Annotated in this window: 4 protein-coding genes, 3 tRNA genes and 1 pseudogene; 1 reads left to right on the top strand and 7 read right to left on the bottom strand. The window is 61.7% G+C overall.

Translation table 11 applies throughout. The annotated features are described in order from the left end of the window. A pseudogene (locus ACTQ40_RS08170) lies at nucleotides 1–182 on the top strand (IS30 family transposase); the annotation flags it as partial. Nucleotides 183–568: 386 nt separating this feature from the next. Here the strand turns inward: ACTQ40_RS08170 and ACTQ40_RS08165 are convergent. From ACTQ40_RS08165 to recF, 7 genes are all read right to left on the bottom strand, one after another. Further along, nucleotides 569–645, bottom strand: a tRNA-Ile gene (locus ACTQ40_RS08165). A 4-nt stretch (nucleotides 646–649) separates the two neighbouring features. After that, nucleotides 650–725, bottom strand: a tRNA-Ala gene (locus tag ACTQ40_RS08160). Between the two features lie 67 nt (nucleotides 726–792). After that, nucleotides 793–869 (bottom strand) — tRNA-Ile (locus ACTQ40_RS08155). Between the two features lie 300 nt (nucleotides 870–1,169). Further along, nucleotides 1,170–3,881, bottom strand: coding sequence for a DNA gyrase subunit A (gene gyrA / locus ACTQ40_RS08150; RefSeq protein WP_441563814.1), 2,712 nt, complete (start codon nucleotides 3,879–3,881; stop codon nucleotides 1,170–1,172). 185 nt (nucleotides 3,882–4,066) lie between these two features. Beyond that, the gene (gyrB, locus tag ACTQ40_RS08145) at nucleotides 4,067–6,097 is read right to left on the bottom strand and encodes a DNA topoisomerase (ATP-hydrolyzing) subunit B (RefSeq protein ID WP_441563810.1); all 2,031 of its coding nucleotides are present in this window, start codon (nucleotides 6,095–6,097) and stop codon (nucleotides 4,067–4,069) included. Between the two features lie 104 nt (nucleotides 6,098–6,201). Continuing rightward, complete coding sequence (locus tag ACTQ40_RS08140; protein ID WP_441563808.1) at nucleotides 6,202–6,765, bottom strand: DciA family protein; 564 nt, start codon at nucleotides 6,763–6,765, stop codon at nucleotides 6,202–6,204. Beyond that, nucleotides 6,752–7,858, bottom strand: coding sequence for a DNA replication/repair protein RecF (gene recF / locus ACTQ40_RS08135; protein WP_441563806.1), 1,107 nt, complete (start codon nucleotides 7,856–7,858; stop codon nucleotides 6,752–6,754). Before recF ends, ACTQ40_RS08140 begins: the two co-directional genes overlap by 14 nt. Between the last annotated feature and the right edge of the window lie 8 nt (nucleotides 7,859–7,866).

Raw genomic sequence — 7,866 nt, 5'->3', positions numbered from 1 at the left:
AGCCCCGCGGCGCGCTCGGCTTCGCGACGCCCGCGCGCGCCTTCAGGGCGATGCTCGGGGAGGACGCGGCGGCGCTGCTGGACGCCTACGGCGTGGGGGACGTGCCGCTCGGCGATCTCGACCTGACGCCGGGGCTCATCGAGAGGGCGCGCGCAGAGAGGGGCGATGCCCCGCTGGCCTAGCCTAGGAGAAAAAACGGAATAGACGGACCGACCGTCCGGCTGAGTCTGGGAAGAGGTGCCGGGCGGCGGGCGGGGCATGGCCACCGGACCCATCGAAACACATCTCCACCATTCCTTCAACTGGGAAAATGCCGCCCCCGGGGCCCGAGAGGGGCCGCGGGGGCGTTCGGTTGACTGCGGGAGCGTGCCGTCAGCTCAATGTGTTCGGCTGAGATCGGAAATCAACCGTTAATTTGGGACGGGGCTTTTTTAGCTACCCAGCGGCAGGTCTAGAAACTGAGGCTGCGCAGAACAGGGTAGCCAAAAAAGCCCCGTCCCAAATTAACTGCTCCAACGGGTAAGAAAAAAGCCCCGAGGCAATGCCCCGGGGCTCTTTACGTTTTAGATGGTGGACCTGACAAGATTCGAACTTGTGACCTCCCGGTTATCAGCCGGACGCTCTAACCAACTGAGCTACAGGTCCATCATGGTGGAGGTTAGGGGGATCGAACCCCTGACCTCAGGCTTGCAAAGCCCGCGCTCTCCCAGCTGAGCTAAACCCCCACGGAGACAGTAATAAACACCCCAGCGGCGACTCGGCTCTCGCTGGGGTGTTTATTGCGAAAGAAAGTGGTGGACCTGACAAGATTCGAACTTGTGACCTCCCGGTTATCAGCCGGACGCTCTAACCAACTGAGCTACAGGTCCATCGCGCAAGGGATATATTAGACGAGTCGTTACGCGCACGTCAACAACTTTTTTGAAAATCTTTGAAGGGTGTCGGCCCCGGCTGCCCGGCGGCATGAGAAGTCGCCTGCTCGGACAGTCCTGCTCGCACGGAGAGCACATTAAGTGCTCTCCGGCTCATGCGGAACTCGCGATCGACTTCGCATGCCGCCGGGCAGCCGGGGCCGGCGTGGGGTTCAAAGATTGTCAAAAAAGCGGTCGGCGCACTGCGCGCCGACCGCCGATATATGGGGTCTGATGATTTTTACCAGCTAGGTCCTCTTACTCGTCTAGGAGATCCTCTGGCATGTCGTTGCCGTCGCCTAGGTCGACTGGGGCCTCTTCGGTGACGTCTGCGGTCTCGGTACTTTCGCCCTCGGGCTTCTCTTCGGCGGCCGTCATGCGGGCAACGGCGCACACGCGGTCGTCATCGCTTACGGTCATCATCTTGACACCCTGCGTGGTTCGACCGGTCTGGCTGATCTCGTCGGTCTTGACGCGAATGACCGTCGCGCCCTCCGTCACGATAAACAGCTCATGCTGCGGGCCGACCGCCTTCATGGCCGCAAGGTTGCCCTTGCGCTCGGTCATTTGGATGGTGTAGACACCCTGGCCGCCGCGGTTTTGCTCCGGATAATCCGAGACCGGCGTGCGCTTGCCGTAGCCGCACTCGGTAATGACAAACAGGTCGCCCTCGCCGTTGGTGACCTCCATGCCCAGGACACTCACGCCGTCCTTCATGCCAATGCCGCGGACACCGCTGGTGTCGCGGCCGGTAGCGCGAACCTGGTCCTCGGGGAACATGATCGCCTTGCCCGCAGTGGTGGCCATAATGATCTTGTCGCCCTCGCGTACGCGGCGCACGGTGAGCAGCGCGTCGTCGTCCCTCAGGTTGATGGCGATGAGTCCATCGCGGCGGCTGCGATCATAGGCGCTCATCACGGTCTTCTTGACCATGCCGTTCTTGGTGGCAAACATCAGGTACTCATCGGCGGGGAACTCACGACAGCTAATGACGCTCGCGATCTTCTCGCCCTCCTCAAAGGGAAGCAGGTTGACGATCGCGGTGCCGCGCGCCTGGCGCGTACCAACCGGCAGCTCGTGCACCTTCAGACGGTAGACCTTGCCCTTGCTCGAGAAGAACAGCACATACTCGTGGGTGGACGCGATAAACATCTCGTCGATAACGTCGTCCTCTTTAAGGTTGACGCCCGACACGCCCTTGCCGCCGCGCTTCTGGGCGCGGTAAGCGGCCACCGGGATACGCTTCACATAGCCGGTGTGGGTGATGGTCACGACCATGTCCTCGTCGGCGATGAGATCCTCGACATCCAGATCCTTCTCGACCTGGCTGATCTCGGTACGGCGCTTGTCGCCAAACTTCTTGGAGATCTCGCGCATCTCTTCCTTGATGACGCCCAGAATCTTCTCCTCGTGCGTCAGCAGGTCCTCGTAGTAGGCGATAGCACGGCGCAGGCCGTCCAGCTCTTCCTGGATCTTGTCGCGCTCCAGGCCGGTCAGGCGACGCAGCTTCATCTCGAGGATGGCCGTGGTCTGCTCGGGGGTAAAGCCAAAACGCTCAATCAGGCGGCTGCTGGCCTCGGAATCGGTCTGCGAGGAGCGGATGATGCTAATGACCTCGTCGATATGGTCGAGGGCCATAAGGTAGCCCTCAAGGATATGTGCACGGGCCTGGGCCTTTTTAAGGTCAAAGTGGGTGCGGCGGGTGACTACGTCGACCTGGTGGTCGATGTAGTGTTGCAGCATCTCGCGCAGGCTCAGGCATTTAGGAACGCCATTGACGAGCGCCAGATTGTTGGCACCAAAGGTGGTCTGCAGCGAGGTGTACTTATACAGGTTGTTAAGTACGACCTGCGGGATAACGCCCTTCTTGAGCTCAATGACCAGACGGATGCCCTTTTGGTTAGACTCGTCGCGCATGTCCGAGATGCCCTCGATGCGCTTGTCGTTTACGAGCTGGGCGATTTTCTCCTGAAGGGTGCCCTTGTTGACCATGTAGGGAATCTCGGTAAAGACCAGGCGGCTGCGGCCGGTCTTGGTGGACTCCACATGGGCCTTGGCGCGCACGGTGATGGAACCGCGGCCGGTCTCGTAGCTCTGCCTAATGCCGGCGCTACCCATGATGATGGCACCGGTGGGAAAGTCCGGGCCGGGCATAATCTGCATGAGCTCATCGACGGTGGCGTCGGGGTTGTCGATCAGGTAGCAGGTGGCCTCGATCGCCTCGGTGAGATTATGCGGGGCGATATTGGTGGCCATGCCTACAGCGATGCCTTGGCTGCCGTTAACCAGCAGGTTGGGGAAGCGTGCGGGCAGTACCACGGGCTCGGCGAGCGACTCGTCGTAGTTGGGCTGCCAGTCGACGGTATCCTTCTGCAGGTCGCGGAGCAGCTCCATGGCGGGCTTTGCCAGACGGCTCTCGGTGTAACGCATAGCTGCGGCACCGTCGCCGTCGATGTTGCCAAAGTTGCCGTGGCCGTCGATAAGCGGCGTGCGCATGGAGAACCACTGCGCCAGACGAACCATGGTCTCATAGACCGCGGAGTCGCCGTGGGGGTGGTACTTACCGATAACTTCGCCGACCGTCCAGGCCGACTTCTTGTGCGGGCGGTTGGGGTAGATGCCGCTCTCGTTCATGGCGTACAGGATGCGGCGGTGCACCGGCTTTAAGCCGTCGCGCACGTCCGGCAGGGCGCGTGCCGTAATGACCGACATCGAGTACTCGATAAACGACTGCTTCATCTCGCGGCCAAACTCCGAAATCTGGAGCTGGCCGCCGTTGATGTCCTCGCCGGCCGAGGCACCGCGATCGACCGCGCCAAAGCTTTCCTCGAGCTCGGCGTCGTCATCCTCTTCCTCTTCATCCTCGACATCGGGGTTGTAGGAATCCGGATCGCCGTCCTCGCCCTGCTCGGCGCGGGCGAGCAGGCGCTTCAGATCATCGGGCATACCGGCGTCGCCGGCCTCGTCCATACCCTCGTTGTTGTTGATATCGTCTGCCACGTTACCTCCTCATGGTTTGCGTGGTCCATTAGTTCCCTACCACGGAGACGGCTTTTCCAGGTGCCGCAGATTCGCCCGAAAGAGGAGGGAAGCGTACTTGGGTACGCGACCGACGATTGAGGGCGAAGGTGCGGTGGCTGGGAAAGCCGAACAGGTTAGGCATCTAAGAAGCGTGCATCATGCGCATGCTTTTCAATGTACTCGCGGCGATAGCCCACCTCGGAACCCATGAGCTCGCGTACGGCACGGTCCGCCACCACGGCATCCTCGATCGTCACGCGCTGCAAAATGCGGGTCTTGGGGTCCATCGTCGTCGAGGCAAGCTGCTTGGGGTCCATCTCACCCAGGCCCTTGTAGCGCTGGACGGTATAGCCCTTGCGCTTCTTGTTGATCTTGCCATCCTTGGCCTTGCCGTCCTCGTCGTTGTCGTCGGGGTTCAGGCCCAGGCTCTGAATGGTGTCGCGCAGAATCTCGTCTTCGGGCTGTCGGCCGTTGGGATACACGTAGTGGATCTTGTTGCGCACCTTAATGCCAAAGATGGGCGGGCAGGCAACATAGACATAGCCAGCATCGATCAGCGGACGCATGTACTTGTAGAAGAACGTCAGCAGCAGGATGCGGATATGCGCACCGTCGACATCTGCATCGGTCATGATGATGATCTTGTGGTAGCGCGCCTTGGTGATATCGAAGTCGCCGCCGTCGCCGGCGCTCGTCGTGACGCCACAACCGATCGCGGTGATCAACGACTGGATGGTGTCGCTCGAGAACGCACGATGGTCGCCCACGCGCTCGACGTTCAGAATCTTGCCGCGCAGGGGCAGAATCGCCTGGATGTCTCGGCGGCGGCCGTCCTTGGCCGAACCGCCTGCCGAGTCGCCCTCTACGATAAAGAGCTCGGTCAGCTCGGCATCGCGCACCGAGCAGTCGGCGAGTTTGCCGGGCAGCGACGCCGTCTCGAGCAGGCTCTTGCGACGGGTCGCCTCGCGCGCCTTGCGGGCGGCGTTGCGGGCCTTGCAGGCCTGCTGCGCCTTCTTGACGATCTCGCGGGCGGGCTTGGGGTGCTCCTCAAGGTAGTCGGCAAGACCGTCGGTCACAATCTTGAGCGTAAGCGCGCGCATGTAGGAACTACCGAGCTTGGCCTTGGTCTGGCCCTCAAACTGCGGATCGGGCAGCTTGACCGAGATGACGGCCGAGAGACCCTCGCGCACGTCGTCACCGCTCAGGTTGGCCTCTTTCTCCTTAAGCAGGTTCTGCTTGCGGGCGTAATCGTTAATCACGCGGGTGAGGGCGGTGCGGAAGCCCTCAAGGTGCATGCCGCCCTCGGGGGTGTAGATGTCGTTGGCAAACGACATGACGTTCTCGCCATAACCGGCGTTCCACTGCAGGGACACCTCGACCTCGCCCATCTTGGCCACGGGCGCATCCGGGTCCGATTTGCCCTCAATGTAGATGGGCTCCTTAAAGGCCTCGGGGACGTCCTTGCCGTCGTTGAGGAACTTGACGAAGTCGATGATGCCGCCCTCGTAGCAAAACTCCTCCACGCGGGGAGCCGCCTCACGCTCGTCAGTCAGCACGATCTTGAGGTTCTTGTTGAGAAACGCCGTCTCTTGCAGACGATTGTGCAGTGTATCGAAATCGTAGACGCAGGTCTCGAAGATCTCGTCGTCGGGCCAGAAGGAGACGGTGGTGCCCGTCGAATCCGAGGCGCCCACGACCTCCATCTTCTTAACGGTCTTGCCGCGCGAGAATTCCATCTCGTAGATATTGCCGTCGCGGCGCACCTGCACGACCACACGCTTGGACAGTGCGTTGACAACGGAGATGCCCACGCCGTGCAGGCCGCCGGAAACCTTATAGGCCGAGTTATCGAACTTACCGCCGGCGTGAAGGATCGTCATGACGACCTCGAGCGTCGGAATCTTTTTGACAGGGTGCTCGTCGACGGGGATGCCGCGCCCGTTATCGACGACCGTAATGGAGTTGTCGGCGTGGACCGTCACCTGAATCTCGGTGCAGAAACCGGCCATGGCCTCGTCGACGGAGTTGTCAACGATCTCCCACACCAGGTGGTGCAGACCGCTGGCGCTCGTCGAGCCGATATACATGCCCGGGCGCTTACGGACGGCTTCGAGACCCTCGAGGATCTTAATTTCGCCGCCATCGTAATCGTTTTCGTTTGCCACACGTCCTCCTTCGGTTAAGAAAATCTGTATAGCCTTACTATTTTATCGTAAAAAATACCCTCGGGGACGAGGGTATTTGCCTATACAAGGCCACCAGATGCGATTTAAGACTCTTTTTTGCTTTGCACGCCCTTGGCCCACTCGGCACTGGCCCTCATGGCGTTCTGGAGGGCCTCACGCAGTTTTTGGTCTTCGATGGGCGACACCTGGCGCTCGATCTCGGCGCGCTCGGCTTCATTCAGGTCGGCATGCGGCGCGGGCGGGCGCTCGGGCGCGACCGGGCGCAGGCGCTCTTTTGCCGCGGGCGGCGTGTGGCCGGGGCGGGTCGTCTTAAATACCAGGCCATCCACATGCGCGCCGGCACGCTCCATGCGTGCGCGGATTATCTCGCGCAAAAGTGTCATCTCCTGTGTCCACGAGGGCGAATCGAGATACACCAGCAGCTCGTTGGACTCGGGAAAATAACGCAGCCCCGTCACGTGCCGGCCCTCGCGCGTGCCCGAGCACACCGCGTTCCAAGCACGGTAGACCGCGCGCGATTCCTCGGCGGCCTCCATTTGCGCACGACGCTCGGGCGTAGCCGACGCCAAGATGCGCTGGCGCTCGGCACCCAAAAAGTCACTGAAGGCAGCCGTGCCGTTCTCACGCTCGTAATTAGCATGCCTCACCCATGCTCACCACCTTGGCTCGATCAAGTAACTCATCGGTAAAGTATCCCAAATTGGTGGTGGTTATGACTGTCTGGATGTCGTCGCCGATCAGCTGCAAAAAAGCGGCGCGGCGATCGCCGTCGAGCTCGCTCATCACGTCGTCCAAAAGCAGCAGCGGGGCGGTACCCAGAATATCGCGGGCTACGGCCACCTCGGCCACCTTCCAAGCCAGAACCAACGTACGTTGCTGACCCTGACTGGCAAACGAGCGAGCCGAACGGCCGGCGACCGAAAACTCAATCTCGTCGCGGTGCGGACCCACGAGTGTCACGCCGCGGCGGATTTCCTCGTCGGCGCGCTCGTCGAGCGCCGCGAGCATGTGCTCGTATGCCCAGCCCCTCAGCTCCTCGCGGTCATCGGTCTGGGGGAGCTCTCCCAACGTGGACGCATAGGCCACATCGGCCTCCTCCCCGGACGCAACCAGCCCGTAGGCATTGCGCACGTGGGCGTCCAAGCGATCGAGCAGGGCCAAGCGGTGCACCAGCAGGGCCGATCCGGCGCGGGCAATCGACTCATTCCACGCACCGAGCATCTCGCGACAGCACCATGTCTCTTTGAGCAGGGCGTTGCGCTGCGTCACGCAGCGGCCGTAGGCGCTTGCCAGATCGGCATAGCGGGCGCTCAGCTGCACGCCAAAGTCGTCGAGCGCGGCGCGACGCACGCTGGCACCACGCTTAACCATATCCAGATGATCGGGGCAGAACAAAACACTCGGCAGCACGCCGCGCACGCCAGAGGCGGCACATCGCTTGCCGTTGCGGCTAAACGAACGCTTACCGTCCTCCACGCATAGGCCCATGTCCAGCACGCGGCCATCGCCCTCGAGCCTAAGCTCGGCCTTGCACAAACCCGTGCCGTCGTGCACAAGCTCGACGGCAGTGGAATGCCTAAACGAGGCGCCGCTCGTTAGCAGCTGCAGCGCCTCTATGAGGTTGGTCTTTCCCGCCGCGTTGGGCCCCGCGAGCACCGTCACGCCATCGCCCAGTTCCAGGCGATAGCTATCGAAGCTGCGGTAGCGCGCGACGGAAAGATCGCGGGCGAACATGGCCATAGGGCGCC

It is taken from the genome of Collinsella sp. Sow4_D11, assembly GCF_052116465.1.
Classification (GTDB): domain Bacteria; phylum Actinomycetota; class Coriobacteriia; order Coriobacteriales; family Coriobacteriaceae; genus Collinsella.
This window is presented reverse-complemented; position numbering and strand designations above follow the sequence as displayed.

Bases quoted from the DNA above. Each gene is read 5' to 3' on its own strand.
- gyrA (WP_441563814.1), bottom strand. From the start codon at position 3,881: ATGGACGAGGCCGGCGACGCCGGTATGCCCGATGATCTGAAGCGCCTG.
- recF (WP_441563806.1), bottom strand. From the start codon at position 7,858: ATGGCCATGTTCGCCCGCGATCTTTCCGTCGCGCGCTACCGCAGCTTC.